This is a genomic window from Streptomyces bicolor (genome assembly GCF_000719285.1).
GTDB classification, from domain to species: Bacteria; Actinomycetota; Actinomycetes; order Streptomycetales; family Streptomycetaceae; genus Streptomyces; species Streptomyces bicolor.
Genome location: NZ_JOFS01000025.1, coordinates 60,641 through 85,243 on the forward strand (window position 1 = coordinate 60,641; position 24,603 = coordinate 85,243).

The 24,603-nt window shown below is 71.9% G+C and carries 24 protein-coding genes; 10 read left to right on the forward strand and 14 right to left on the reverse strand.

Annotated elements, in window-relative coordinates; genetic code table 11:
- The first annotated feature begins 47 nt into the window (after positions 1-47).
- Entirely contained in the window at positions 48-233 is a 186-nt protein-coding gene (locus IF78_RS43975) for a hypothetical protein (RefSeq protein WP_199921402.1), read from the forward strand.
- A gap of 56 nt (positions 234-289) precedes the next feature.
- Here IF78_RS43975 and IF78_RS0129085 read toward each other — a convergent pair whose 3' ends face one another.
- The 7 genes from IF78_RS0129085 to IF78_RS0129115 all read right to left on the reverse strand — a co-directional run bounded on the left by IF78_RS0129085 (position 290) and on the right by IF78_RS0129115 (position 7,304).
- Positions 290-1,615, reverse strand: a complete 1,326-nt coding sequence (locus IF78_RS0129085) for a hypothetical protein (RefSeq protein ID WP_031481295.1) — start codon at positions 1,613-1,615, stop codon at positions 290-292.
- Between the two features lie 80 nt (positions 1,616-1,695).
- On the reverse strand, positions 1,696-2,763 hold the full coding sequence (locus IF78_RS0129090) for a hypothetical protein (protein ID WP_037641520.1): 1,068 nt from the start codon (positions 2,761-2,763) through the stop codon (positions 1,696-1,698).
- A gap of 32 nt (positions 2,764-2,795) precedes the next feature.
- Positions 2,796-3,638, reverse strand: coding sequence for a hypothetical protein (locus tag IF78_RS0129095; RefSeq protein WP_031481299.1), 843 nt, complete (start codon positions 3,636-3,638; stop codon positions 2,796-2,798).
- A 30-nt stretch (positions 3,639-3,668) separates the two neighbouring features.
- Entirely contained in the window at positions 3,669-4,355 is a 687-nt protein-coding gene (locus IF78_RS0129100) for an LPXTG cell wall anchor domain-containing protein (RefSeq protein ID WP_031481301.1), read from the reverse strand.
- Positions 4,356-4,495: 140 nt separating this feature from the next.
- On the reverse strand, positions 4,496-5,761 hold the full coding sequence (gene serS / locus IF78_RS0129105; RefSeq protein WP_031481303.1) for a serine--tRNA ligase: 1,266 nt from the start codon (positions 5,759-5,761) through the stop codon (positions 4,496-4,498).
- Positions 5,762-6,128: 367 nt separating this feature from the next.
- On the reverse strand, positions 6,129-6,662 hold the full coding sequence (locus IF78_RS0129110; RefSeq protein WP_031481305.1) for an ATP-binding protein: 534 nt from the start codon (positions 6,660-6,662) through the stop codon (positions 6,129-6,131).
- Positions 6,663-6,908: 246 nt separating this feature from the next.
- Positions 6,909-7,304 (reverse strand): STAS domain-containing protein, encoded by a 396-nt coding sequence (locus tag IF78_RS0129115; RefSeq protein WP_031481307.1) that lies wholly within the window; start codon positions 7,302-7,304, stop codon positions 6,909-6,911.
- A 239-nt stretch (positions 7,305-7,543) separates the two neighbouring features.
- Here IF78_RS0129115 and IF78_RS0129120 point away from each other — a divergent pair, with 239 nt between their 5' ends.
- Both IF78_RS0129120 and IF78_RS0129125 read left to right on the forward strand, forming a co-directional pair.
- Entirely contained in the window at positions 7,544-8,494 is a 951-nt protein-coding gene (locus IF78_RS0129120) for an RNA polymerase sigma factor SigF (protein WP_031481309.1), read from the forward strand.
- Between the two features lie 269 nt (positions 8,495-8,763).
- On the forward strand, positions 8,764-10,362 hold the full coding sequence (locus IF78_RS0129125) for an RICIN domain-containing protein (protein ID WP_031481311.1): 1,599 nt from the start codon (positions 8,764-8,766) through the stop codon (positions 10,360-10,362).
- Here the strand turns inward: IF78_RS0129125 and hutI are convergent, their stop codons facing one another.
- From hutI to hutU, 4 genes are read right to left on the reverse strand one after another with little or no spacing between them, the layout of a single operon-like run.
- The gene (hutI, locus tag IF78_RS0129130; RefSeq protein ID WP_031481313.1) at positions 10,363-11,670 is read right to left on the reverse strand and encodes an imidazolonepropionase; all 1,308 of its coding nucleotides are present in this window, start codon (positions 11,668-11,670) and stop codon (positions 10,363-10,365) included.
- The gene (locus IF78_RS0129135) at positions 11,667-13,028 is read right to left on the reverse strand and encodes a formimidoylglutamate deiminase (RefSeq protein WP_031481315.1); all 1,362 of its coding nucleotides are present in this window, start codon (positions 13,026-13,028) and stop codon (positions 11,667-11,669) included. The genes hutI and IF78_RS0129135 overlap by 4 nt, the downstream gene beginning before the upstream one ends.
- Entirely contained in the window at positions 13,025-14,242 is a 1,218-nt protein-coding gene (locus IF78_RS0129140) for an allantoate amidohydrolase (RefSeq protein WP_031481317.1), read from the reverse strand. The genes IF78_RS0129135 and IF78_RS0129140 overlap by 4 nt, the downstream gene beginning before the upstream one ends.
- Entirely contained in the window at positions 14,239-15,903 is a 1,665-nt protein-coding gene (gene hutU, locus IF78_RS0129145; RefSeq protein ID WP_031481319.1) for a urocanate hydratase, read from the reverse strand. Before hutU ends, IF78_RS0129140 begins: the two co-directional genes overlap by 4 nt.
- A gap of 128 nt (positions 15,904-16,031) precedes the next feature.
- Between hutU and IF78_RS0129150 the strand changes: the two genes are divergently transcribed.
- The 5 genes from IF78_RS0129150 to IF78_RS0129170 all read left to right on the forward strand — a co-directional run bounded on the left by IF78_RS0129150 (position 16,032) and on the right by IF78_RS0129170 (position 19,742).
- A complete protein-coding gene (locus IF78_RS0129150; RefSeq protein WP_031481321.1) occupies positions 16,032-17,456 on the forward strand; it encodes a type III PLP-dependent enzyme domain-containing protein in 1,425 nt (474 codons plus the stop codon).
- Between the two features lie 181 nt (positions 17,457-17,637).
- On the forward strand, positions 17,638-18,030 hold the full coding sequence (locus tag IF78_RS0129155) for a hypothetical protein (RefSeq protein ID WP_031481323.1): 393 nt from the start codon (positions 17,638-17,640) through the stop codon (positions 18,028-18,030).
- Positions 18,027-18,815: a hypothetical protein gene (locus IF78_RS0129160; RefSeq protein WP_031481325.1), complete on the forward strand. Its 789-nt coding sequence runs from the start codon at positions 18,027-18,029 to the stop codon at positions 18,813-18,815. The genes IF78_RS0129155 and IF78_RS0129160 overlap by 4 nt, the downstream gene beginning before the upstream one ends.
- A 37-nt stretch (positions 18,816-18,852) precedes the next feature.
- Positions 18,853-19,353, forward strand: coding sequence for a roadblock/LC7 domain-containing protein (locus IF78_RS0129165; protein ID WP_031481327.1), 501 nt, complete (start codon positions 18,853-18,855; stop codon positions 19,351-19,353).
- 14 nt (positions 19,354-19,367) lie between these two features.
- On the forward strand, positions 19,368-19,742 hold the full coding sequence (locus IF78_RS0129170; protein WP_031481329.1) for a roadblock/LC7 domain-containing protein: 375 nt from the start codon (positions 19,368-19,370) through the stop codon (positions 19,740-19,742).
- 1 nt (position 19,743) lies between these two features.
- Here IF78_RS0129170 and IF78_RS0129175 read toward each other — a convergent pair whose 3' ends face one another.
- The 3 genes from IF78_RS0129175 to IF78_RS0129185 form a co-directional block, all read right to left on the reverse strand.
- Positions 19,744-20,328, reverse strand: coding sequence for a hypothetical protein (locus IF78_RS0129175; protein WP_031481331.1), 585 nt, complete (start codon positions 20,326-20,328; stop codon positions 19,744-19,746).
- Positions 20,329-20,414: 86 nt separating this feature from the next.
- Positions 20,415-21,275: a MurR/RpiR family transcriptional regulator gene (locus tag IF78_RS0129180; RefSeq protein WP_031481333.1), complete on the reverse strand. Its 861-nt coding sequence runs from the start codon at positions 21,273-21,275 to the stop codon at positions 20,415-20,417.
- Positions 21,272-22,789 (reverse strand): aromatic amino acid ammonia-lyase, encoded by a 1,518-nt coding sequence (locus IF78_RS0129185; protein ID WP_031481335.1) that lies wholly within the window; start codon positions 22,787-22,789, stop codon positions 21,272-21,274. Before IF78_RS0129185 ends, IF78_RS0129180 begins: the two co-directional genes overlap by 4 nt.
- Positions 22,790-22,930: 141 nt before the next feature.
- Here IF78_RS0129185 and IF78_RS0129190 point away from each other — a divergent pair, with 141 nt between their 5' ends.
- Positions 22,931-23,965, forward strand: a complete 1,035-nt coding sequence (locus tag IF78_RS0129190; RefSeq protein WP_031481337.1) for an ABC transporter ATP-binding protein — start codon at positions 22,931-22,933, stop codon at positions 23,963-23,965.
- Complete coding sequence (locus IF78_RS0129195; protein WP_031481339.1) at positions 23,962-24,603, forward strand: ABC transporter permease; 642 nt, start codon at positions 23,962-23,964, stop codon at positions 24,601-24,603. The genes IF78_RS0129190 and IF78_RS0129195 overlap by 4 nt, the downstream gene beginning before the upstream one ends.

Sequence of the window (24,603 nt, forward strand, 5' to 3'; positions counted from 1 at the left end):
GAACGGGAGTTGCGGGAGCACTGGAGCGTCGGAAAGGGGTGTGCGCCGTGACCGAGCAGTCGCCGTACCCCTCGTTCGACGTGAGCCGCTCGCCCAAACCCGTGGACGGCTGTGAGTCCTGCCGGGCACTCGCGGCGAAGCGGGCGGCGGCACGGAGGGCGTACGACCACAGCGCGGTGGCCGACGCGAACGTGCTGATGCGGACGCATTTACGGCTGGATCACAGGATGTGACGAGGAGACGCGGACCCTGCTCGGAGATGTTCCGGAGCAGGGTCCGCCACAACGCCCTAGCTCCGCCTGGGCATGAACGTGAACACCGCTCCCCCCAGCAGCAGCGCCGTCCCCGCCACCAACCCCAGCGCCTTCAGCGAGCCGTGCTCCTCCGCACCCGTCGCCGCCAAGCCACCGTCCGTCGACGAGCCTCCGGCGGAACCCCCCGCTGAACCGCCGGAGGCCCCGCTCGCCTGTTCCGTCGTGTCCAGGGTCAGGGACACCTCGGTCTTCGTCGGCGTACAGGTCGTCGTCGTGCCCAGGGCCTTCACCGTCAGGACGCCCGGCGACAGCGTCGACTCGCCGCTCGCGCCCGGCTTGTACGTGCCCGTGAGGTCGGGGATCTCGATCGGGTCGCCCGCCTTGATGTCCTCGGAGTTGGTCGGGCCCTCGACGTGGACCGTGCCCTTGTCCGCGCCGCCCAGGACGACCTCCATGGACGGCTTGACCGAGTCCTTGGGGATGTCGGCGGGGCTGTCCATCACCGACTTCTTGAACTGGACCGTCAGATCGAAACTGCCGCCGTTCTTCTTGGCGTTGATCTGGACGGGCGAGGTCGCGTTCTTGTCGCCGATGGGCGTCTTGCACTCGTACGGGATCTCGACCTCCCTGCCCGTGAAGTCGCTCTGGCCGCCGTCACCGCCGCCGCTGCCGCCACCGGTGTCCGAACCGCCGGTGTCGCCGCCCGTCTCGCTCTCACTCGGCGTCGGAGCCGTGGGCGTCGGGCTCGACGAACCCGTCGGCAGCCCGGTGGGCAGATCGGTCGGCACACCCGTCGGCAGCGTCGGCACGACCGTCGGCAACCCTCCCGTCGTACCGCCCGAGCCTCCGCCCGCGTCCGTCACCTTGATCGTCGCCGCCGGCTTCACCGTCTCCTTCGGCGTGCACTTGGTGTCCGTCGAGATCGGCTTGTTGACGTTGATGTTGTACGCGTCCGGCGTCAGCGTCACCTCGCCCGGCGCCGTCAGCTTCAGCTTGCCCTTCATGTCGGACAGCTTCATGTCGGTGTTCTTGGGAATCGGCGGGTTCTCGCGCGGCCCCTGCATCGCGACGTCCGCCGTCTGCGCACCGGCCGCCTTCAGGGTGCCGGTCGGCTGGACCGTGTTCGCCTCCAGGTCCAGGATGTTCGGGTTCTTGGACGCCGCCTGGACGAACTTCCAGACGACCTCCACCTCGTCGCCGACCTTCGCCTCGGCGGGCGCGGTGATCTCCACCTTGGTCGTGCCCTGGACCGGCGGCAGCCCGGAGATCGCGGGCGGGATGCACTCGGTCGCGTACGCCACCTCGGCGGCCTGCGCGGGCGCCGCCGCCACGCCGAGCAGCACGCCCGCGCCGCCGAGCATCAGGGCGGCGCCGGCCGCGGTCGCTCTCCGAGGGCTTCTGGGGCTCCGAGGCCCGACCGGTATGACTCTCCTTCGCTTGCTCACGGGGGTCCCTTCCTGGTGGGAGTCGTAGGACTCGTCGGGCTGTTGTCGTGCGGTGCGGAGAGCCGACCGGCCGTGCCCGGGTCGTTGTCCGGGCTGAACCACGGCAGGGTCGAGGGTGCGGGCGAGGCGTGCCTCGCCCCCGCCCGGGGCTTCAGCCCCGGGATGCGCAGGGCCACTTCGGGCATACGGAAGCCGCGGCGCCGGGACGTCTGCCGGGGCCGTACCCGGTCCACCACCGCCATCCCGACGCGGAACAGCGCCGCCGGCACGACCAGGCAGACCAGGACCCAGAACAGCGTCACGCCCCAGGGCCTGCCCACGCCCCAGGGCTGCTCGGCCATCACCTTGCCGCCGTACTTCAGGGAGACCGTGTAGTCGCCGTGCGCCCCGGCGGCGAGCTCCACCGGCAGTTCGATGCGAGCCTTTCCGCCCGGCCGGATCGTGCCGCGCCACTGCTGTTCCTGCCACTGAGGGGCGAACACGCCGTGGGAGGTGCCGACCTGGAAGACCGGGTTCTTCACTGCCGAGGTGCCCACGTTGCCGACGGTGAAGACGAGGGTGCGGGCGGGCGGAGCGCCGAACCAGGTGAGCAGGCCGCTGGAGCCGTCGAGGCGGGTGTCGGTGAGGACCGACAGGCGTCCACCCGCCGGCTCCGCGGGGAGTGGCTCGACCGCGTGTCCGGCCACCTGGAAGATCGCGTCCGCCTCGGCCTTCGCCCCGGTCACCGTCGCCACATGCACGACGCACGGGCACGGCACGGGCGGCTCGGCCACCGGCAGCTTACGGCTGAACCGCCCCTCGGCGTCCGTCGTCACGGCCCTGCCGTCCGCGTTGGCACAGGAGTTGGTGCCGCCGGTGACGCCGGTCGACGGCACTGACTGACCGCAGATCAGGAGCATCAGCAGCGCCTTGGGCCGCCAGCCGTCGCCGGTCACGGTGATCGAACCGCCGGTCCCCGCCTGGGACTTGGAGAGCTTCACGGTGGGCGGGTCAGCGGCGGCCATGGCGGGGGTCGGCGCCAACAGCAGCGCCAGCACGGACAGCACGGCCGCGACAGCCCCCATGGCCGGCAACACTGACATCCGCACCCTGCCGTTCACGTCCCCGCTCCCGTCAACTCGCCCTGTTTGTCCAGCCGTTCAGCCTCGGGCTCCTCGCCGTCGTACGACTTACGCCGCCTTCGATGTCGTACGGCGAACAAGGCGCCCAGCAGCGCCCCCGCGCACCCCACGGCCCCCGCCACCGCACCCCACGGCACGAACCGCGCCGACACCTGCGCCGTGTCGCCCGCGCCGCCCGCCGCCGTCACCGTCAGCCGGACGTCGACCGCGTCGAAGGCGGGGCGGTCGGGCCACGGCTCGGTGAGCTTGGTGCGGCTGCCCGGGGGGAGGCCGACGGGGAGGGTGCGCGGGGCGCGGTCGAGGACAGGGCCGAAGACGCCGTCGGCGTGCACGGCCAGCCTCGGGGCGAGGGGCGTCGTACCGCGGTTGACCAGTTCGTACGCGATGCGGTCGCCGGTCACCGTCACGTGCTCGACGGTCAGCGCCGACAGCTTCGGGACGGTCACCCGGAGTTGCATCCGCACGCGCCGTTCGGTGCCGTCCGTGTCGCGGGCGACGATCTCGACGGCGCGGTCGGCGGTCGGGACGGTCACCGCGAAGGGAACATCGGCGCGGGTGCGGGCGGGGACGCGTACCGTGCCGTCCGCGAACGTGACGCCGGGTGCGTGCAGTCGGACCGTGAGCGGTTCGCCGGCCGGGTTGGTCACGGACACCGTGTCCTGCAGGACCGTCCCCGCCGGGCCCTCGCCGTAGACGGACGGTCGCCCACCGCCGGAGGGCGCGAGGGACCACCCGTCGGCGGCGGCCGCCACGGGGGCGACCGCCGGCACGAGCGGAAGCAGCAGGGACAGGCACAGGACACGGGCGGCTGACGACATCGGCGGCTCCAGCGGTGATACGAAAACCGGTCAGCGGCGTACCGTCTGCCCCCTCCGCGTGAGCCACAGCGCACCCGCCGCGCCCGCGAGCAGGACCGTGCCGCCGAGGGTGCCGAGCGCGATGGCGGAGTCCTCGGGTCCGGTCTGCGGCAGCTCGTCACCGGAACCGGAGCCGCTCTGGGTTCCTCCGCTTCCCGCTCCACCGCCCGCCGCCGTCACGTCGAGGGTCAGCGAAGGGCCGGGGCTGTTGGTCGGCGTGCACGTGGTGGTCGTGCCGAGCGCCTTGATGGTGAGGATGCCCGCGGTGAAGGTGACCTTGCCGGTCTTCTTCGGGGTGTACGTGCCCGTCAGGTCATTGATCTTGATGGGCGTGTTGGCGGGAATCGCCTCCTGGTTGGCGGGCCCGGTGACGGACATGGTGCCGCTGTCGGTGCCGCCCAGCTTGATGGTGGCGCTCGGGTTCATCGCGCCCTTGCCCAGCTCGACCGGGCTGGACGAGACGCCCTTCTGCCACGACATGGTGATCTTGTAGCCGCTGCCGCTCTTGACGCCCTTGATGTCGATGGGCGAGACGGCGCTCTTGTCGCCGATCGGCGTCTTGCAGGCGTAGTTGACGTCGACGACCTCGGCCCGGGCCGCGGGGGCGGCCATCAGCACCGCCGATCCGGCCAGGGCCGCGACGGTGGCGAGCGCGGCGGTTCGCTTCTGCTTCGACACGGTCCCCTCTTTCCTGACGGCACATCAGATCGGCCGTCAAGGTACGCCCGGGGCCCTGAGGAAGGAAGACACGGTGCACGCCGGAGTTGTGGCGATCCGGCGTGCACCGAGTGGAGGGGGTGACCCTTGGTAACGCAGGGTCAGGCCGGGCGCAGGACTTCGGGCAGCCCCCACCGCCGCAGCACCTCCGGGACGGCCACCGTCCCGTCCGCCCGCTGGTGCTGCTCCAGGATCGCGGGCAGCAGGCGGCTGGTGGCGAGTCCCGAGGCGTTGAGGGTGTGGACGTGGACCGCCTTGCCTCCGCCCTCCGGGCGGTAGCGGATGCCGCCGCGCCGGGCCTGGTAGGCGCGGGCGTTCGACACCGAGCTGACCTCGGCGTACGCACCCAGGCTGGGCAGCCAGACCTCCACGTCGTACGTCTTGGCCTGGGCGGGACTGGTGTCCCCGGCGGCGAGCTGGGTGACCCGGTAGTGCAGGCCGAGTCCGGCCACCAGCTCCTCGGCGCGGGCGAGGAGTTCCCGGTGCGCGGCGTCCGAGTCCTGCGGCCGGGTGAACTGGAACAGCTCGACCTTGTTGAACTGATGGCCCCGCAGCGTCCCGCGCTCCGCCGTGCGGTGGCTGCCGCTCTCCTTGCGGTAGCAGGGCGTGTAGGCCACATACCCGCGCGGCAGCTCGCGCTCGTCGAGCGTCTCGCCGCGATGGAGGTTGACCAGGGCGGTCTCGGCGGTGGGCAGCAGGAAGTGGCCGTCGTCCGTGCGGAAGACCTCGTCGGCGAACTTCGGGAACTGGCCCGCCGTATAGCCCGCTTCGTAGGTCAGCAGATGCGGCGGCAGCACGAACTCGTAGCCCGCCCGGCGATGGGCGTCCAGGAAGTGGTTGAGCAGCGCCCACTCCAGGGCCGCGCCGTCGCCCCGGTAGATCCAGTAGCCGTTGCCGGCGAGTGCCGTACCCCGCTTGTGGTCGACGAGGCCGAGATCCTGGGTGAGTCGCACGTGGTCCTTGGCGGCGAAGCCGAACTCGGGTGGGCTGCCCACGGCCCCGACGACCTGGTTGTTCTCCTTGCCGCCCGCGACGACGTCGTCGTCCGGGAGGTTGGGCAGACCGTCGAGGAACTCCTGGTGCCGTTGCGCGAGCTCGGCCAAGTCGGCTTCAGCCGCGGCCAGTTGGTCGGCGAGCAGCCTGGCCTCGCCCCGGAGCTCGTCCGCGGGTGCGTCCGTACGGCGCCGTGCGGCGATCTCGGCCGAGATCCGCCGCCGCTCGCCGCGCAGCCGCTCCACGGCGGTACGGGCCTCACGGAACTCGGTGTCCAGGGCGAGGAAGGCCGGGATGTCGGCGTCCAGGCCGCGTTTGCGCAGGCCGTCGCGGACCTGCTCGGGGTGGTTTCGGATGAGGGTGACGTCGAGCATGATGCGCGCTCCGGCTCCTTTTATCGGCTCGGCTCGCCTCCGGAGCGGCACGGGCCGCCCCGGGGTGGTCCCTCGGGGCGTGGGCGAGAGGGTGCTCGCGGTGCCACCACGCCTTCACCGCCGTACGACGACCGCAAGGCCGTACGGCGATCTCGTTCGGGCCCGATGACGGGGGCCGGCCGGCGGGGCATTTCCTCCCCGCACTCGGGAGTGGATTCGCCCTGGGCGCGAGGCCGCCTTCACAGCGATCGGCGGCTCTCTCGGCTCGCGGACCCGGGTTACTTGTCTCCGTCAGCGCGTTACAGGGAGGGTAAAGGAGCACGTCAGCGGGAGGGAACCGATTTTCCCCCGCGGCCGGACGGGCGCCCTACGCCGGTGCGCCCAGCTCCGCCCACACCGTCTTGCCACCGACTCCCGGGGTCCGTACGACCCCCCAGTCCAGGCACAGCCGCTGCACGATGAACATGCCGTGGCCGCCGGGGCGGCCCGCGCGGTGCGGGGTGCGGGGCGCCGGCTGGCCCGTGCCCTTGTCGGAGACCTCGATGCGGATCACCTTGTTGTCGCAGGCGATCCGCATCTCGTCCGGTCCCTCGGCGTGCAGACAGGCGTTGGTGACCAGCTCGGAGACGACGAGCAGCACATCCTCGGCGGCGGCCCGCTGGTCGGCGGTCGCGGCGGGCAGCCAGCCCCACGCGTACAGCGCCTGGCGGGCGAAGTCGCGGGCGAGCGGGACGACCCCGCTCTGGCCCTCGAAGTCCAGCCGCCGGACCTGGGGTCCCGCAGGCGGCTCGGCGGACGACTCGGGCCCGCCGGATGCCCCGGAAGGCCCCTCGGACGCCCCGGAAGCGCCGCTGGGCTCATGGCCGCGGTCGCCCGGCGAGAAAGGCCGGGTGGTGCTCATCAGCGCTTCACCTCACCGATTCACCGATTCAGCAGTTCAACGTTCACACAATTCACGAGTCAGTACGCAGAGTCAGTACCTCAGTACATGGTCCTTGCCTGATACGTCGGTCACAGTCCCCACGCCCCCGGTGGCCGACATCACAGCCGACAGGTTCAGGGTGTCTCCTGCCCGACCGGGCCGAGGGAACACCCCCGTATTCGGCACAAATGATGTGACGTCCGATGCAGGGAGGGGCGGGGGAGGTCAGCCCGGCTTGTCGGCCTGGTCGACCCCGTCGGCCAGGGCGGCGTCGAGCGAGTCGTGGAGCGTGAAGACCGCCGATGCCCCCGTGATCTCGAACACACGCGCAACGGCGGGCAACATGCCCGCGAGATGCACCCCACCGCCGGCGGCTTCCGCCTTGAGGCGCGCACCGAGCAGCACGTTCAGCCCCGTGGAGTCACAGAACTCCAGCCGCGAGCAGTCGACGACCAGCCGGCTGAAGCCCTTGTCGAGGCAGTCCTCGAGTGGCTCACGCAACAAATCGGCCGTGTGGTGATCCAACTCACCCGCCGGGGTCACGACGGCGCTGGAACCCTCTTCCCGCACCTCGACCAGAAGTCGGCCAGACTGTGCGCTGCCGACGGTCCCGCGGTCCATGCCGTGTCTCACTCCCGACGTCGTGACTGCTGACTGACGCTCTCGAACACTACGCCTTCCCTACGCCCTCCAACACCCGAACATCCACCCAGAAACGGACATTTCGGAACAGAGCGCACTTGCGGTGGGCTCACGAAAGCGGGTAGGGCTAGTAGAGACACGTAACCGACTCGGCCGGCTTTGGAGGCGCCGCACACCGCAGTGCACGCACAGGCTTCGGCAGCCATATGCCGAGAACGATGGAGGACATCATGTCACCCCGGCTCGACGCATCGCATACCCCGAACGCGACGTCGGCACCCCGACCGGAACATCTGGATCCCATCGAGCGCAGCAGCGACGTAGGTTCCGAACAGGCCTTCGAGCAATTCGAGCAGGACGACGTCCTCGCCGGGCTTCCGGACATCCCTCCCTTCGACGAGGTGGGGCCGGTGGACGCGCGGGCCCTGTCCAAGACCCTCTTCGAGCGGCTGGAGTCGCTGGAGGAAGGGACCCACGAATACTCGTACGTCCGCAACACGCTCGTCGAACTCAACCTCGCCCTGGTCAAGTTCGCCGCCTCCCGCTTCCGCTCGCGCAGCGAGCCGATGGAGGACATCATCCAGGTCGGCACCATCGGCCTGATCAAGGCGATCGACCGCTTCGAGCTCAGCCGTGGCGTGGAGTTCCCCACCTTCGCGATGCCGACCATCGTCGGCGAGATCAAGCGTTTCTTCCGCGACACGTCGTGGTCGGTGCGGGTGCCGCGCCGACTGCAGGAACTGCGGCTCGACCTGGCCAAGGCCGGCGACGAGCTGGCCCAGAAGCTGGACCGCGCACCGACGGTGGCGGAACTGGCGGAGCGCCTCGGTCTGACCAACGACGAGGTCGTCGAGGGCATGGCCGCGTCGAACGCGTACACCGCCTCGTCGCTGGACGCCCAGCCCGAGGAGGACGACGCCGAGGGCGCGCTGGCCGACCGGATCGGCTACGAGGACCACGGCATCGAAGGCATCGAGTACGTCGAGTCGTTGAAGCCGCTCATCGCGGAACTCCCGCCCCGGGACCGGAAGATCCTCTCCTTGCGGTTCGTCGCGGGTATGACCCAGTCGGAGATCGGCGACGAACTGGGAATCTCGCAGATGCATGTGTCGCGGCTGCTGTCGCGCACATTGATCCGGCTCCGGAAGGGGCTGACGGTCGAGGAATGACGCGTCGAGGAGCGGCGTCTCCTTCCCGCTGACGTGCACTGTGCCCGGTGCCCCGCCGAATTCGGTCGGCAGGACACCGGGCACAGTGCGTTCGCGTCGACTGTCGCCGGCGCCGACGGGTCAGCCCACGGGTTGCTCAGCCCACGGGTCGCACATGGTTACCCCCAGAAACCCTTTCCCCATGGCTTCACTTCCTCCACTATGAGCCGTCATACCCGTCGGTAGGTCAGGACTCCGGACGGGTCGCACGGCTGCAAGGAGGCAGGCGGATGGCTCGGGCCGATGACGGTGGGGACCGTGGTGAGGGGATCCACACGGGCGCGTCCGACGCACGCCTCACCGAACTGCTGCGCGCCGACACGGCCACCGCATACGCGGCGCTCCAGGAACTCCGTGCGCGCCACCATGCCCCCGTGCTCGCCTACGCGCGCCTGTGCACCCCGAACGCCTCCACGGCACGGCAGTTGGCGGCCCAGGCGTTCACACTGGCGGCCCGTCAGACGGCGCGCGGCGTCGACCCGGGTCTGCCCTGGCGGCACCGGCTCCTGCTGCTGACCGCCCGGTCGGCCGGGACATGGGCCACGGACGAGCGCGCCGCCGGTCTCGACGCGGGCCTGCTGCTCGTGCTGAACACGACGGGCCCGTCCGGCCCGGTCCCGCCCATGCTCACGGCGTTCCAGACACTGTCGTCGCGCACCCAGGGGCTGCTCTGGTACGGCGTGGTGGAACGGGAGCCGGTGGAGCGGACGGCCGCTCTCCTGGGCCTCACCCGCGAGGACGTGACGTACGGCATCGACCCGGCGCTGCAGCAGCTGGCCCGCGCCTGCCTGCGCACCCGCCTCGCCGCCTCCGACGACGTCGACTGCCCCGACTTCGGCCGTCTCATCGAGGAGTCGGTACGTCCGGACAGCCCTCGTGACAGCGCCGACCTGCACGCCCACATGGCGCGCTGCCCGCATTGCACGACCGCGTACGAGGAGCTGTCGGCCCTGCGGGACGCGCCGCGCACGGCGTTGGCGGAGGGGCTGCTGCCGTGGGGCGGGGCGGCGTATGCGGGGGTTGGGGCAGGAGATCGGGCGGTCTCCGGCGCTGCGGTGGACAGGAGTCGGCCGAAGCGGGGGTGGCCTGAGCGGGGTTGGCCGCCGGACCGTGGCCGGGTCGTGCTGGTGTCGGCGGCGGCCGGGGTGGCGTTGCTGCCGCTGGTGCTCTTCCTGGTGGCGCAGGGCGGTTCGTCGTCGTCGCAGGATCCGGTGGGTTCGGTCGGCACCGCGGTGAGTGCGCCGCCGGTGGCGGTGACGGTGACGGCCACGGTGTCGGCGACGCCGTCGGCCTCTTCGCCCTCGCCCTCGCGCTCGTCCTCACCGTCGCCGTCGCCGTCGCGGAGCTCCGAGTCTCCTGCGCCCACGAGGAGTTCGACGCCGACGAAGACGGCGCGCCCGAAGCCGACGCCCTCCCCCACGTACCCGCCTGGCAGTACCTACGCCCAGGTCGTGAACGTCGGCTCGAGGCTGTGCCTGGACATCGACGGCGCCCCGGAGAACGGCACGGACGTCGTCACGGCCACCTGCACGTCCTCGCGCGACCAGCGGTGGCGGGTCGACTCCGAACGCGGCGTGCTGCAGTCGTACGCCTACCCCGACTACTGCCTGGACAGCCGGGGCTCGACGTACCGGGGTGTCGGGATCTGGACGTGCGACTCCGTCCATGGAAGCAACGGGCAGAACCTGAGGTTCGCGGTGGATTCCCGCGGGGTGATCCGTCCTGGCATCGCCCCGGACCACGCGCTCACACCGGGCGGCGACACATGGCTGTCCCTGGAGCCGGAGGCGGGGCGGGAGGATCAGCGGTGGCTGGCCGGGGCCTCCTGATCAGACGACCCGCAGTCCCCGCCGCCACACCCCGCTGACCAGCGGAACGCCCGGCCGGTAGGCCAGGTGGACGTGGCTCGGCGCGTCGAGGAGGAGCAGGTCCGCGCGGGCACCCGGGGTCAGGCGGCCGATGTCGTCCCGGCGCAGGGCCGCCGCGCCGCCCGCCGTGGCCGACCACACCGCCTCGTCCGGGGTCATTCCCATGTCCCGTACCGCGAGCGCGACGCAGAAGGGGACGGAGGAGGTGAAGGACGAGCCCGGGTTGCAGTCGGTGGAGAGGGCGACGGTGACGCCCGCGTCGAGGAGGCGGCGGGCGTCGGGCCACTGGGCGCGGGTGGAGAACTCGGCGCCGGGGAGGAGGGTGGCGACCGTACGGCTGTTGGCGAGGGCGTCGACGTCGGCGTCCGTGAGGTGGGTGCAGTGGTCGGCGCTGGCGGCGTCCAGTTCTACGGCCAGTTGGACGCCGGGGCCGTAGGAGAGCTGGTTGGCGTGGACGCGGGGGTGCAGGCCCTTGGCCTTGCCGGCGGTGAGGATCGCGCGGGCCTGGTCGCCGTCGAAGGCGCCCTTCTCGCAGAAGACGTCGATCCAACGGGCGTACGGCGCACAGGCGTCGAGCATCTCGCCGGTGACGAGGGCGACGTACGACGCCGGGTCGTCCGCGTAGTCCGGCGAGACGATGTGGGCGCCGAGGTAGGTGACCTCGTCGGTGTGGGCGGCGGCGATGCGCAGGGCGCGGGATTCGTCGTGGGTGGTCAGGCCGTAGCCGGACTTCGTCTCGAAGGTCGTCGTGCCCTGGCGAAGGGCCTCGGTGAGGTAACGGGTGAGGTTGGCTTCGAGTTCCTCGTCGCTCGCGGCGCGGGTGGCGGCGACGGTCGTACGGATGCCGCCCGCGCTGTACGGCCGCCCCGACATCCGGGCGTTGAACTCCTGCGTCCGGTCGCCCGCGAAGACGAGGTGCGAGTGGGAGTCGACGAAGCCCGGGATGACCGCCCGGCCGCCTGCGTCGACCCGATTGTCAGTGGCGGGTGCTTTGCTTTGATCACCGGTCCACACGACGCGGTCGCCTTCGATGACGACGGCCGCGTCCTGGATCAGTCCGAGGGGGGAATTGTCACCGAGGGAGGGGTCGTTGGTGACCAGGGCGGCGATGTTGGTGATGAGCGTGCTTGCGGTGCTCGCGGAGTGGGCGGGGCTGACGGTCGTCGCGTTGCTCATGGCGTCCTTGGTTGCCTGGTCGGCGGTGGGGTCGGGTTCCGGGGCGGAGGCGGAGGCCGGGTCGGGCCGCACAGGCGCGCGGCCCGCCGTCATCCGCGCAGGGCTTCGACGGCGTCAGCGAGGGCTTTCGGCACATCCGGTACGAGGGTGTGGACCCCGTCCCGTACGACGTGCCGACCTGCCACGACGGTATGCGACACGTCTGCTGCCGACGCGGCGAATACGGCCGTCTCGGCCCCGAGCCGCGGAAGCGGCCCTGCCGTCCTGACCGAGTCCAGCGCGATCGTCGCGAAGTCGGCGCGAGCGCCCGGCTCCAGGGTGCCCACGTCGTCCCAGCCGAGGGCCGCGTGGCCGTCGGCGGAGGCCGCCCGCAGGAGGGCCGCCGCCGTCCAGTGACCTCGGGTGCGGGTGCGCAGACGCTCGTTGAGCTCCATCGCGCGCGCCTCTTCGAGCAGGTCGATCACGGCGTGGCTGTCGGAGCCGAGGGAGAGCGGGGAGCCCTCGTTCTGCAGGGCGACGGCCGGCCCGATGCCGTCGGCGAGGTCCCGTTCGGTGGTCGGGCACATGCAGGTGCCGGTGCCGCTGCCGCCGATCAGGGAGATGTCCTCGGCGGTGAGGTGGGTGTTGTGGACGCCGGTGGTGCGGGGCCCGAGCACGCCGTGCAGGGCGAGGAGCTGGGTCGGGGTGCAGCCGTGGACTTCCAGGCACGCCTCGTTCTCGGCCGTCTGCTCGGACAGGTGCACATGGAGCGGGGCCCGCCGCTCCTCGGCCCACCGCGCCACGGTCTCCAACTGGTCGGCGGGCACGGCCCGTACGGAGTGGACGGCCGCACCGATCCGCGCGTGATCCTGTTCCTTGAGAACTGAACAGCGTTCGGCCCAGGCCTCCGCGTCGCCGTCGGAGAAGCGGAGCTGGTGGGTGTTGGGCGGCTGTCCGAAGCCGGAGGAGAGATAGGCGGTGTCGAGGAGGGTGATGCGGATACCGGCTTCGGCGGCGGCCGCGACGAGGGCCTCGCCCATGGCGTTCGGGTCGGTGTACCGGGTGCCGCCCGGCGCGTGGTGGACGTAGTGGAACTCGCCGACCGCGGTGATCCCGGCCAGCGCCATCTCGGCGTACACGGCGCGGGCAAGGGCGTGGTAGGTCTCCGGGGTGAGCCGGGCGGCCGTGGCGTACATGACCTCGCGCCAGGTCCAGAAGGTGCCGGAGCCGACCTGGACGGTGCCGCGCAGGGCACGGTGGAAGGCGTGCGAGTGGGCGTTGGCCAGTCCGGGGAGCGTGAGCCCTCGGAGGATCTCGGCGCCGGGGGGTGGGGCGGGGACGTCGGTCCGGACGGCGGTGATGCGGCCGTCCTGCCCCGCGGCGGAGCCGCCTGTGGACACGGTCAGGGCGACGCCCGGCTCGACGTGGGTGTCGAGCCAGGCGTGCTCCAGCCAGTAGGTCTTCGAGGTCACCTGCAGGCCAGCCCTTCCAGTACGTCGGCGAGTGCGAGGACCCCGGCCACGCAGTCGTCCTCGGCTGCGAACTCGGCCGGGGAGTGCGAGACGCCCGTGGGGTTGCGTACGAACAGCATGGCGGTCGGGATGCTCCCGGACAGGATTCCGGCGTCGTGTCCGGCACCGGTGCCCAGGACGGGGACGGTGAGGTCGGTTTCCTTGCCGAGGATGCGACCCAGTTCGTCACGCAGGGCGTGGTCGAACTCGACGACGGGCGTGAAGGACTCCCGGACGACGTCGAGGTCGATGCCGTGCGCCTGGGCGTACTCCCGGGCGGCCTTCTCGATGCCGCCGACCACCCGGTCGAGGCTCGTCTGGTCCTCGGCCCGGGAGTCGAGCCAGCCGCGCACCAGGGAGGGGATGGCGTTGACGCCGTTGGGCTCGACGGCGATCTTGCCGAAGGTGGCGACGGCACCGGCGAGTTCGGCCTCCCGGCGGGCGGCCAGCACCGTCTCGGCGTACGACAGCATGGGGTCACGCCGGTCCACGAGCCGCGTGGTCCCCGCGTGGTTGGCCTCGCCCCGGAAGTCGAACCGCCACCGGCCGTGCGGCCAGATGGCGCTGGCGATGCCGACGCGGTCGCCGGACAGGTCCAGCGCCCGGCCCTGCTCGACGTGCAGCTCGACGAAGGCACCGATGCGGGCCAGCCGCTCGGGGTCGGCACCGATGGTGTCGGGGTCGTATCCGGCGGCCTCCATGGCCTGGGGCAGGCTGACGCCGTCCCCGTCGGTCAGCCGGTGCGCGTTCTCGACGCTGAGCTGCCCGGCGGTGAGCCGCGACCCGACACAGGCGAGCCCGAACCGGGCCCCCTCTTCATCGCCGAAGTTCACGATGGCGAGGGGCTTCGCGAAGTCCACGCCCCGGCCGCGCAGTTCATCGAGCGCGGCGAAGGAGGACACGACACCGAGGGGCCCGTCGAAGGCGCCCCCGTCCGGCACGGAGTCGAGATGCGACCCGGTGACCACGGCGTCCCCGGCGGCGGGGTCCCCGACCCAGGCCCACTGGTTCCCGTTCCGGTCCACCTCGTAGGCAAGCCCGCGCGCCTCGGCCTGCTCCTTGAACCAGGCCCGGCAGTCGAGGTCGGCTCCGCTCCAGGCGAAGCGGCGGTAGCCGCCGGAGGCGGAGCTGCGGCCCAGCGGCAGCAGCTCCGCCCACATGCTGTGGAAGGTCACGCGTCGTCACCTTCGCGCATCGGAACACGGACGTTGCGCTCGTCGGCGACGGACTCCGCGATGTCGTAACCGGCGTCCACGTGCCGGATGACACCCATCCCGGGATCGTTCGTCAGCACCCGGCGGATCTTCTCCCCGCCCAGCTTCGTGCCGTCGGCCACCGTCACCTGCCCGGCGTGGATGGACCGCCCCATCCCCACGCCACCACCGTGGTGGATGGACACCCAAGACGCACCGGAGGCCACATTCACCATCGCGTTCAGCAGCGGCCAGTCGGCAATCGCGTCCGACCCGTCGAGCATGGCCTCGGTCTCGCGGTACGGAGAGGCGACGGAACCGCAGTCGAGGTGGTCGCGCCCGATGGCCAGCGGCGCGGCAAGCTCGCCGCTCGCCACCATGTCGTTGAAGCGCTCGCCGGCCTTGTCCCGCTCCCCGTAACCGAGCCAGCAGATGCGCGCGGGCAGCCCCTGGAAGTGCACCCGCTCGCCGGCCATCTTGATCCAGCGGGCGAGGGACTCGTTCTCCGGGAAGAGGTCGAGGATCGCCTTGTCGGTCTTGGCGATGTCGGCGGGGTCACCGGAGAGGGCCGCCCAGCGGAAGGGGCCCTTGCCCTCGCAGAAGAGGGGGCGGATGTAGGCCGGGACGAAACCGGGGAAGGCGAACGCCCGGTCGTACCCGGCGAGTTGGGCCTCGCCACGGATCGAGTTGCCGTAGTCGAAGACCTCGGCACCGGCGTCCATGAAGCCGACCATGGCCTCGACGTGCCGTGCCATCGACTCCCGCGCCCGGGTCGTGAAGCCCGCCGGGTCCTTGGCGGCGTAGGACGCCATCTCGTCGAAGTCGACGCCGAGCGGCAGGTACGAGAGCGGGTCGTGGGCGGACGTCTGGTCGGTCACGATGTCGATGGGCGCGCCCATCGCGAGGAGCTGGGGGACGAGCTCGGCGGCGTTGCCGAGGACGCCGATGGAGAGGGGACGGCGGGCGTCGCGGGCCTCGGTGGCGAGCTGCAACGCCTGGTCGAGCGAGTCGGCCCTCACGTCCAGGTAGCGGTGCTCGATGCGGCGCTCGATGGCGCGCGGGTCGCAGTCGATACAGATCGCGACGCCGTCGTTCATGGTCACGGCGAGCGGCTGGGCGCCGCCCATGCCGCCGAGACCGGCGGTGAGGGTGATCGTCCCGGCGAGGGTCCCGTTGAACTTCTTCGCGGCGACGGCGGCGAACGTCTCGTAGGTGCCCTGGAGGATGCCCTGGGTGCCGATGTAGATCCAGGAGCCGGCCGTCATCTGGCCGTACATGGTCAGCCCGAGCTGCTCCAGCCGGCGGAACTCCTCCCAGTTGGCCCAGTCGCCGACGAGGTTGGAGTTGGCGATGAGGACGCGCGGGGCCCACTCGTGGGTCTGCATGACGCCGACCGGGCGGCCGGACTGGACGAGCATGGTCTCGTCCTGCTTCAAGCCCTTCAGCGTGCGGACCATCGCGTCGAAGGAGCGCCAGTCGCGGGCCGCCTTGCCGGTGCCGCCGTAGACGACGAGCTTGTCGGGGTGCTCGGCGACCTCGGGGTCGAGGTTGTTCTGCAGCATGCGCAGGGCGGCTTCCTGCTGCCATCCCAGGGCACTCAGTTCCGTACCGCGCGGCGCTCGGACGGGGCGGGGTCCTGACATGGTCTGCCTCCCAGCGGACTGTGACTGCGAACTGTTGAGGTGGATATTCACATCCTGGCCGCCTGAATAGAACTAGTCAATACGTTCGTGCGCCAGCGCTCGCGCGTCGCGGGTGTTTGGCTGGATGCATGGGCTCGTGCAACGACATGACGGGGGATGTTGTGAGCAACCGAGTGGAGAACGGGACCGAGATTCCGGCGTGGGACGCCGACCGGGCCGTCCGGCGGGACGAGGCGGTGCGCGCCGCCGTGGAGCAGGGGCTGCTCGGGCCCGCCTCCCCCATCGTCGGGCTGCTCGACGTGACCGGCATCCGGGAGTCGGCGGCGGCACTGCGGGCGGCGTTCGCCGCGGTGACGGCGCCGGGCACGCCCGTGCTGCACGCCTTCGCGGTGAAGGCGACCCCGCTGGTGCCGGTGCTGCGGCTGCTGCGCGAGGAGGGCATCGGCGCGGAGGTGGCCAGCCCGGGTGAGCTGGCGCTGGCGCGGGCGGCGGGGCTGAGCCCGGAGATGACGGTCCTGGACTCGCCCGCCAAGACACCCGCGGAGCTGCGCGAGGCGCTGACGCTGGGCATCGCGGTCAACGCGGACAACCCGCAGGAGCTGGACCGCATCGACGGTCTGATGAGGTCCGCCACCAGTCGCTCCCCGCTCGGGATCCGGGTGAATCCGCAGCTCGGCGGGGGTTCCATCGAGGCGACGTCCACGGCGACGGCGACCTCGAAGTTCGGGGTGGCGCTGCGGGACGAGGGCGCGCGGGAGTGGGTGATCCGCGCGTACACGGACCGTCCGTGGCTGACCCGGCTGCACGCGCACACCGGCTCACAGGGCATCCCGCTGTCGCTCATGACCCAGGGCGTCGCGGAGACGTACGCGCTCGCCGAGGAGATCAACCGGCGGATCGGCCGGCGACAGATCGACACGGTCGACATCGGGGGCGGGCTGCCGGTGAACTTCGCGTCGGACGCGACGGCGCCGACGTACGCGCAGTACGCGCGGCTGCTGAGCGAGGCCGTGCCGGGACTGTTCGACGGGCGGTACGGGCTGGTCACCGAGTTCGGGCGCTCGCTGCTGGCCAAGCACGGGACGGTCGTGGCGCGGGTCGAGTACGCCAAGAGCGCGGGTGGGCGTCCGGTGGCGGTGACGCACGCGGGCGTGCAGGTCGCGACGCGGACGGTGTACGTGCCGGGGAGCTGGCCGCTGCGGATCGCCGCGTACGACGGGAAGGGGCGCCCGAAGGTGGGTCCGGCCGTGGTGCAGGACGTGGCCGGGCCGGCCTGCTTCTCGGGCGACCTGCTGGCCGCCGGGGCCGCGCTGCCGTTGCTGGAGCAGGGGGACTTCGCGGCGGCGCTGGACACGGGGGCGTACTACTTCGCGCACCACTACGCCTACAACTCGCTTGCCCGGCCCGGCATCTACGGATTCGCGCCGGACGACGCCGGGGGCATCGCCTTCGCGACGGTGCGGGAGCCGCAGTCGCTCGACGAGATCGTGGCCGAATCAGGAGGGGCGCACGCGACGTCGCTCACCACCCTGCCCGCGCCGAAGCGCCGTTGACGTAGGCCGACGCGGATCAGTACGCCATACGCGATCAACTGACGTGAAAACGGGCTCAGTTGACCCACCTTAGCCACTCGGCGCATGTTCCACTGGAAAATGCCCGAACACTCACTCGCCGCACACACGTTGCGTAGTTTGGCCGTCACTCAGCCGAACCCCAGGCGGGAGGGGAGCGACGGTGCCCGGAATCGACGAGTGCTTGCTGGAGACGATGCGGCTGCCCGGTGCGCGGGGCGCCGCGCTGGTCGACTGGACCAGCGGGCTGGCCCTGGGCACCGTGGGCGACCCTCCGGGCGGCGACCACGAGACGGCGGCCGCCGAGGCGGCGGAGCTGGCGCGGCTCGCCGCCGAGCAGCATACGTTCGGGCCCGACGACGGCGCCGGCGCGGCGGACCCGCCCGTCGAGGACGTGATCCTCAGCAACCGGGACAGCTACCACGTGCTGCGGTTCGTGCCGACGACCTTCGACAGCAGCGTGGTGCTGTACCTGTGGCTGGCCCGCGCGGACGGCAACCTCGCGCTGGCCCGCATCCGGCTGGGCGAGATGGCCGAGCGGCTGGTGCTGGCATGACCATGGTCGGAACCACGCCGCCACCCCGGCTGCCGGTCCGGGACCGGACGTCGGCCGGTGAGCGCAGCCCGGGCTGCGTCTCGCCCATGCTGACCCGGCTCGCCGAGGAGCGGGCCACCGGCGTCCTGGCCCGCGAGCACGGCACGCTGCACCTGGTCGAGGGCCGGGTCGTGCACGCCGAGAGCCCGCTCGCCCCCGGCCTCGGGGTGCTCCTCACAGCGCACGGCGCCCTCGACGCCGCGACCTGGCGGGACGCCGAGGACAGCGCCGACGAGGGGCGGCTCCTGGAGCACGGCGTCACCCCGGGCGCGTTGGAGCTGGCCCAGGTGAGCGCGCTGTACGACGCGGCGTACTTCGCCCTCGCCCCCAGCAGCACGCCCGGCCGCTTCCGCTACGGCGCCGCGCACTGGCTCGCCTCCCTGCATCCCGTGCCGGTCGCCGACCTGGAGCGCGAGACGCTGCGCCGCCGTGCCCTACTGCGCCGCATCTGGCCCGACCCGGCGACGGACGCCGCGCCCCTGATCCGCGCCGACCCGGTCGCGCCCCCCGCGGTCCCGCCCCGGCAGGCCGCCGTACTGGAACGGGTGGACGGCGTTCGCAGGGCCGCGGACATCGCGCGGGAGCTGGGCAGACCGGCGTTTCACACGCTGGTGCACATCCGGCGGCTGGCCGCGGCAGGGCTGGTGTCCTCGCAGCCGTCGCCCGTGGCCGACCACCCACCCGACGCCGCCGATCCCTACATCGCGCTGCTGAAGAGGGTCAGGGATGCGCTGGAGGCCCTTTGACCGCAAACCCGACGAGGACGCCGAGAGGAGACACCCGATGGCGGCCCAGGCCCCGATACTCGACGAGTTCCGCCGGCTCAGAGCCCGGGTGCCGCAGCTGACCGGAGCGCTCGCGGCCGGCGTGGACGGCCTCGTCCTCGCCCACGACACCCCGGGCGTAGAGCCGGACGGACTCGCCGCGCTCACCGCCGCCGCACTCGGCGTCGCGATCCGGGTGACGGACGCGACCGGCCGGGGCGACTTCCGCGAACTGCTCCTGCGCGGGACGGACGGCTATGTCGCGACGTATGCCGCGGGCCGCACCGCCGTGCTGACGCTGCTCGCCCAGGACGGCGTCAACGTCGGCCGGCTGCACCTGGAGGGCCGTCGTGCCGCTGCCCGCATCGGGGAGCTCGTCGACGCGGAGGTGAAGCCGGTGCGCAACGGCCCTGCCAAGAGCTCCGCGAAGGAGGCCGCCAAACCCATGCCCACCCGCACGAGAACCGCACGTTCCGCACGTAGCACCACCGCCGACGCGCGGACCACTACCGAGAGTTGAGAGGACCACACCTCATGGCCAACACCGAGACCACGCTGAAGGAATGCCTCGCCTCCATCGAGGGCGCGACCGGGGTCGCGCTCGTCGACTACACCAGCGGGATGGCGCTCGGCACGCTGGGCGGCAGCAAGGGCTTCGACCTCAACGTCGCCGCCGCCGGCAACACCGACGTCGTCCGCGCGAAGATGCGCACGATGGAGCACCTCGGCCTCAAGGGCGGCATCGAGGACATCCTGATCACGCTGACCGACCAGTACCACCTGATCCGGCTGATCACCGGGCGCGGAGGCAACGGCCTCTTCCTCTACCTGGTCCTCGACGGCAAGCGGGCCAACCTGGCGATGGCCCGGCACCAGTTGAAGAAGATCGAGCAGGACCTCGAGGTCTGACCTACACGAGCGCCGCGGTGCGGCGGCGGGCCCCACCCGGGGCCGCGTCGCCCGCGGCGATGCCCGTACTGCGGTAGGCCTTGACCGCCTTGCCCGCCGGCCGGCCACCCCGTCGGTCGAGCCAGTCCACGCGCACCCACAGCAGGGCGTTCCCGTCCCGCTCCCGCCGCCCGAGCCACGCGGCCTTGAGCCGCAGCCCCGCCCCGCACCCCGCCAGCAGCATCCCGCCCGCCGCCGGCACGGCGAACGCGCTGCCCAGCGCGGCGAGGAACGCCAGCAGCAGCCACCAGCGGTGGCCCCGGCGCCAGTTGCGCACGGCCACGGCGCGGTCCTGGAGCACGTCGTGCTTGCCGGCGCGGGCGGCCGAGCGGGTGAGAGCGGTGTAGCGCCCGCGGCGTACGTACGGCACCGCCGCCACAGCGACGATGAACAGCGCGGCCCCCGCCAGCACCCCGATCCGGCGTCCGGTCAGCCCCGGCGCCAGCACGCCGATGCCCGCCGCGAACACCCCGAGCCACCACAGCGGCGCCGCCCCAGCCCGTACGACGACAGCCACCCGAGCCAGTCCCTGACCTCCGCGTGCCACGTTCCGCCTCCTCGTCGTCCTGGCACAGTCGTGTCGGGCGGCAGATTAGTGAACGAATGTGAGACAAGCCTTAAGAAACCTCAGGCTCACTCCACGAACAGCCCCCGAGTCGCCGCCCGCGCGTCGAACTCCTCCAGCCGCGCCTGCGCGTCCGGCAGGTCGTCGCACATCGCCTCCAGCAGGACCCGGCCCAGCAGCATCGGCGCGCAGGCCGTGTCGAAGGCGAGGCCCGTGCCGACGGCGGCGGGCAGCAGCAGGTCGGACACCTTGGCGACCGGCGCGAAGGCGGAGTCGGCCACCGTCACCACCGTGAGCCCGGACTCCTTGGCATACGCCAGGGTGTCCACGACCTCGCGCGGATGCCGGGGCAGCGCGAAGCAGAGCAGGGTCGTCGCCCCGGCCCGTACGGCGGCGTCGATACGGTCGTGGATCATGGTGCCGCCCTCGTGCAGCAGCCGGACGTCCGGGTGGACCTTGGCGGCGAAGTACGCGAAGCCGTACGCCTGGGAGGCGGCCGCCCGCAGGCCCAGCACCGGCAGCGGGCGCGAGGCGGCGAGCAGGCGTCCCGCCTTCTGCACCGGTCGCGGGTCGGCCAGCAGCTCGGCCAGGTGCCGCAGGTTCTCGATCTCGGCCTCGACGGCCTGCTGGTACTCGTTGTACGAGCCGGTGTCCGCCGCCGGCTCGACGGGCGCGACCTCGCGCAGATGCCTGCGCAGCGCCGGGTAGCCGTCGAAGCCGAGGGCGACGGCGAAGCGGGTCACGGACGGCTGGCTGACCCCGGCCAGCTCGGCCAGTTCCACGCTGGACAGGAACGGCACGTCGGCGGCCCGTCGCACCATGCTGTGCGCGATGCGCCGCTGGGTCGGGGTCAGCCGGTGCCCTTCGAAGAGCGCCTGGAGTCGTGAGGCGGGGCTGTCCGCCCCGCCCGTGTTCCTGTCCGCGCTCATGCCGCGCTCCCCCTCCAGATCTCCGTGAACCGGTCCAGCAGTGCCGCCGCCGCCGCCACGTCGTCGGTGAGCGGCCGGTCGGCCAGGTCGTCGTCGAGCACCGACTCGGCCAGCTCCAGCGCCCGGCCGACCGGAAGCTCAGGGTCGGGCCTGAGGCCGCGCTGGCGCAACGCCCGTACGGCGGCGACGAGTTCACAGCCGACGACGAGACGGTACGCGCCGCACGCGCGCAGTGTCTGCCGCGCGGCGAGCGAGGCGAAGCTCGCCTGCTCCTCCACGCCCCGGGAGAGTACAGCGTGGCCGAGCGAGGCGGGAGCGGAGAAGGCGCGCAGGTCACCGAGGGCGGCCGCGGCGGCGTACTCCAGGATCATCACGCCGGACGAGGCGGGCTCGGCGTCGGCGAGGAAGGGCTTCAGGCGGGTGTAGGCGGGCTCGTTCAGGGTGGACAGGCGGGACGTCGACAGCCGGGCCACCTGGGTCAGCGCCAGCCTGAAGTGGTCCAGGGCGAGGGCGAGTTGGGCCTGGTAGAAGCCGCCGTGGTGGTAGGCGGCCATGTCCTCGGGGGAGATGAGGGGGTTCTCGGCGGCCGCGTTGATCTCGACCGCGAGCACCTCCTCCAGGGCATCGGCGGCGTCGTGCGCGGGGCCGTGGATCTGGGGCAGGCAGCGGAAGCCGTACGGGTCCTGGATGCGGCCCAGCGGCGGGGTCGGCCGGTCCTCGGCGCCGATCAACTCCCGCATCCGGCGGGCGACTTCGGTGCTGCCCCGGTGCGGTCGGGCGGTGTGCACGGGTGCGGCGTACGCCTCGTGGGAGCCGTCGACGGCGAGCAGGGACAGGGCGGCGACGACCTGGGTGGCGGCGACGAGGCCGCGCAGCTCATGCAGGGCGAGGGCCGCCTGGCCGAGGGTGAGGGCGTTGCTGCTGATGAACGCGAGGGCGTCGTTGTTGTCGAGCGGCTGCGCCTCGGGGGCGCCGGAGCCGCGCCAGGGATGCTCGCCGGCCAGTGCGAGGCCGGTCTGCGCGAGCGCCGCGAGGTCGCCGGTGCCGACGGAGCCGAACTCGTTCACCACCGGGTGGGCGCCGTTCTCCAGGGCGTCGCACAGGGCCGTGATGACGCTGGGGCGCAGGCCCGCGCCGCCGGCCAGCAACTGGTTGGCGCGTACGGCGAGCATGGCCCGCACCTGCCGGGCGGGCAGTTCCTCGCCGATGGCACCGGCGTGGCTGCGCAGCAGACGCAGGCCGTGCTCGGCGGCGGCCTCGGTGGGCACGTCCTCGTTCCGGTTGGCGCCCACGCCGGTGGAGCGGCCGTAGACGCGCCCGGTCGCGGCGATGAGGCGGGCGGCGTCCCAGGACTCCTCGGCGCGCTTCATCGCGTCGGTCGCGGGCACCGGGCGCGCGGTCCCGTCGGCGAGGCGTACGACATCCTCGACGCCGAGCCCGATCCCGTCGAGGACGACCAGGCCGGTGTGTCCAGAAGACACCACACTCAGCGCGTCCACGATCCGAGACGACATCAAGCCCAAACTCCCCTCAACCCGGACATCCGATCTCGCCCTTCAGTCAGCCGTTACTTCGGATTTACACCAACCCGTTGACAACTTATTCACCTACCGAGAACTCTGCATGACGTTATACAGCCGGGCAAGGGACATCTCATGATCCAGTTCGACGCGGTCCACAAGCGCTTCCCCAACGGCACGACAGCAGTCCATGATCTCTCCCTGGAGGTGCCGGAGGGCGGGGTGACCGTCCTGGTGGGATCCTCCGGTTGCGGCAAGACGACCACCCTGCGGATGATCAACCGGATGGTGGAACCGACCTCCGGCACCATCCGGGTCGGCGGCAAGGACGTCACCCGCCAGGACGCCGCCGAGCTGCGCCGCTCCATCGGGTACGTCATCCAGCAGGCGGGCCTGTTCCCGCACCGCACGGTGCTCGACAACATCGCCACCGTCCCGCTGCTGCTGGGACACGGCCGGAAGAAGGCCCGCGCCCGCGCGGCGGAACTCCTCGAGACCGTCGGCCTGAGCGGCGACGCCGGCAAGCGTTACCCGCACCAGCTCTCCGGCGGCCAGCAGCAACGCGTCGGCGTGGCCCGCGCGCTCGCCGCCGACCCGCCCGTACTGCTGATGGACGAGCCGTTCGGCGCGGTCGACCCCGTAGTGCGCACCCAGCTCCAGGACGAACTCCTGCGCCTCCAGAAGGAGCTGAGCAAGACCATCGTCTTCGTCACGCACGACATCGACGAAGCCGTACGGCTCGGCGACCAGATCGCGATCTTCCGCACCGGTGGCCACCTCGTCCAGTGCGCCTCCCCCGCCGAGCTCCTCGCCCGCCCCGCCGACGACTTCGTGGCCGACTTCCTCGGCGCCGAGCGCGGCCTGAAGCTGCTGTCGCTGAAGACGCTCGCGGACGTCCCGCAGGGCCCGGCGCCGGAGGGGGGCGACTGGAGCCTCGTACTCGACGCGGCGAACAAGCCCGTGCACTGGGCGTCGAAGGACGCCGAGATCCCCGTACGACCGCTGACGGACGGCGACTCCCTGCTCGCCGCGCTCAACGAGTCCATCGCCTCCCCCACCGGCCTGGTGGCCCGCGTCGACGCGGACGGCGTCCTCACCGGCGTATCGTCCCGCGACGACATCCACGAGCACGCGGGCCAGGCCCACACCGACGCACGGGTGGCGGCATGACCATCGACTGGTCGTGGACAGCCGACCACACCGACGACCTCACCACCCTGACGCTCTCCCACCTCCAGGCCGCGCTCACCGCCGTCTTCCTGGGCGTCCTCATCTCGCTGCCCCTCGCGGTGGTCGCCCACCGGGTCCGCCCCCTGCGCGGCTTCCTGCTCGGCCTCTCGAACGTCCTGTTCACGATCCCGTCGATCGCGATCTTCGTGCTGCTGCTCCCGGTCAGCGGCCTCACCCGCACCACGACCGTGATCGGCCTGACGGTCTACACCCTGGTCGTCCTGCTGCGGAACACCGTCGAGGGCCTCGACTCGGTCCCCGTGAAGGTGAAGGAGGCCGCGAAGGCGATGGGCACGCGCCCCCTGCGCACGCTCCTCACCGTCGAGTTCCCGCTCGCGCTCCCCGTGATCATGGCCGGTGTCCGGATCGCGACCGTCATGTCCATCTCCCTGGTCTCGGTCGCGACCTACATCGGCGACGGCGGCCTCGGCCAGCTCTTCACCGACGGCTTCCAGCGCAACTTCCCGACCCCGGTGATCGTCGGAGTGGTCCTCACGCTGCTCCTGGCCGTGGTCGCGGACGCCCTGCTGGTCGCCCTCCAGTACGTCCTGACCCCGTGGCGGAGGCGGCGAGCCTGA

What these genes read in the sequence shown, in the direction of transcription:
- IF78_RS0129120 (WP_031481309.1), top strand. Translation starts at nt 7,544, where the DNA reads ATGGAGGACATCATGTCACCCCGGCTCGACGCATCGCATACCCCGAAC.
- IF78_RS0129125 (WP_031481311.1), top strand. Translation starts at nt 8,764, where the DNA reads ATGGCTCGGGCCGATGACGGTGGGGACCGTGGTGAGGGGATCCACACG.
- IF78_RS0129115 (WP_031481307.1), bottom strand. Translation starts at nt 7,304, where the DNA reads ATGGACCGCGGGACCGTCGGCAGCGCACAGTCTGGCCGACTTCTGGTC.
- IF78_RS0129170 (WP_031481329.1), top strand. Translation starts at nt 19,368, where the DNA reads ATGGCCAACACCGAGACCACGCTGAAGGAATGCCTCGCCTCCATCGAG.
- serS (WP_031481303.1), bottom strand. Translation starts at nt 5,761, where the DNA reads ATGCTCGACGTCACCCTCATCCGAAACCACCCCGAGCAGGTCCGCGAC.
- hutI (WP_031481313.1), bottom strand. Translation starts at nt 11,670, where the DNA reads ATGACGGCGGGCCGCGCGCCTGTGCGGCCCGACCCGGCCTCCGCCTCC.
- IF78_RS0129190 (WP_031481337.1), top strand. Translation starts at nt 22,931, where the DNA reads ATGATCCAGTTCGACGCGGTCCACAAGCGCTTCCCCAACGGCACGACA.
- IF78_RS0129185 (WP_031481335.1), bottom strand. Translation starts at nt 22,789, where the DNA reads ATGTCGTCTCGGATCGTGGACGCGCTGAGTGTGGTGTCTTCTGGACAC.
- IF78_RS0129160 (WP_031481325.1), top strand. Translation starts at nt 18,027, where the DNA reads ATGACCATGGTCGGAACCACGCCGCCACCCCGGCTGCCGGTCCGGGAC.
- hutU (WP_031481319.1), bottom strand. Translation starts at nt 15,903, where the DNA reads ATGTCAGGACCCCGCCCCGTCCGAGCGCCGCGCGGTACGGAACTGAGT.
- IF78_RS0129150 (WP_031481321.1), top strand. Translation starts at nt 16,032, where the DNA reads ATGGGCTCGTGCAACGACATGACGGGGGATGTTGTGAGCAACCGAGTG.
- IF78_RS0129090 (WP_037641520.1), bottom strand. Translation starts at nt 2,763, where the DNA reads ATGGGGGCTGTCGCGGCCGTGCTGTCCGTGCTGGCGCTGCTGTTGGCG.
- IF78_RS0129180 (WP_031481333.1), bottom strand. Translation starts at nt 21,275, where the DNA reads ATGAGCGCGGACAGGAACACGGGCGGGGCGGACAGCCCCGCCTCACGA.
- IF78_RS0129085 (WP_031481295.1), bottom strand. Translation starts at nt 1,615, where the DNA reads ATGCTCGGCGGCGCGGGCGTGCTGCTCGGCGTGGCGGCGGCGCCCGCG.
- IF78_RS0129095 (WP_031481299.1), bottom strand. Translation starts at nt 3,638, where the DNA reads ATGTCGTCAGCCGCCCGTGTCCTGTGCCTGTCCCTGCTGCTTCCGCTC.
- IF78_RS0129195 (WP_031481339.1), top strand. Translation starts at nt 23,962, where the DNA reads ATGACCATCGACTGGTCGTGGACAGCCGACCACACCGACGACCTCACC.
- IF78_RS0129110 (WP_031481305.1), bottom strand. Translation starts at nt 6,662, where the DNA reads ATGAGCACCACCCGGCCTTTCTCGCCGGGCGACCGCGGCCATGAGCCC.
- IF78_RS0129165 (WP_031481327.1), top strand. Translation starts at nt 18,853, where the DNA reads ATGGCGGCCCAGGCCCCGATACTCGACGAGTTCCGCCGGCTCAGAGCC.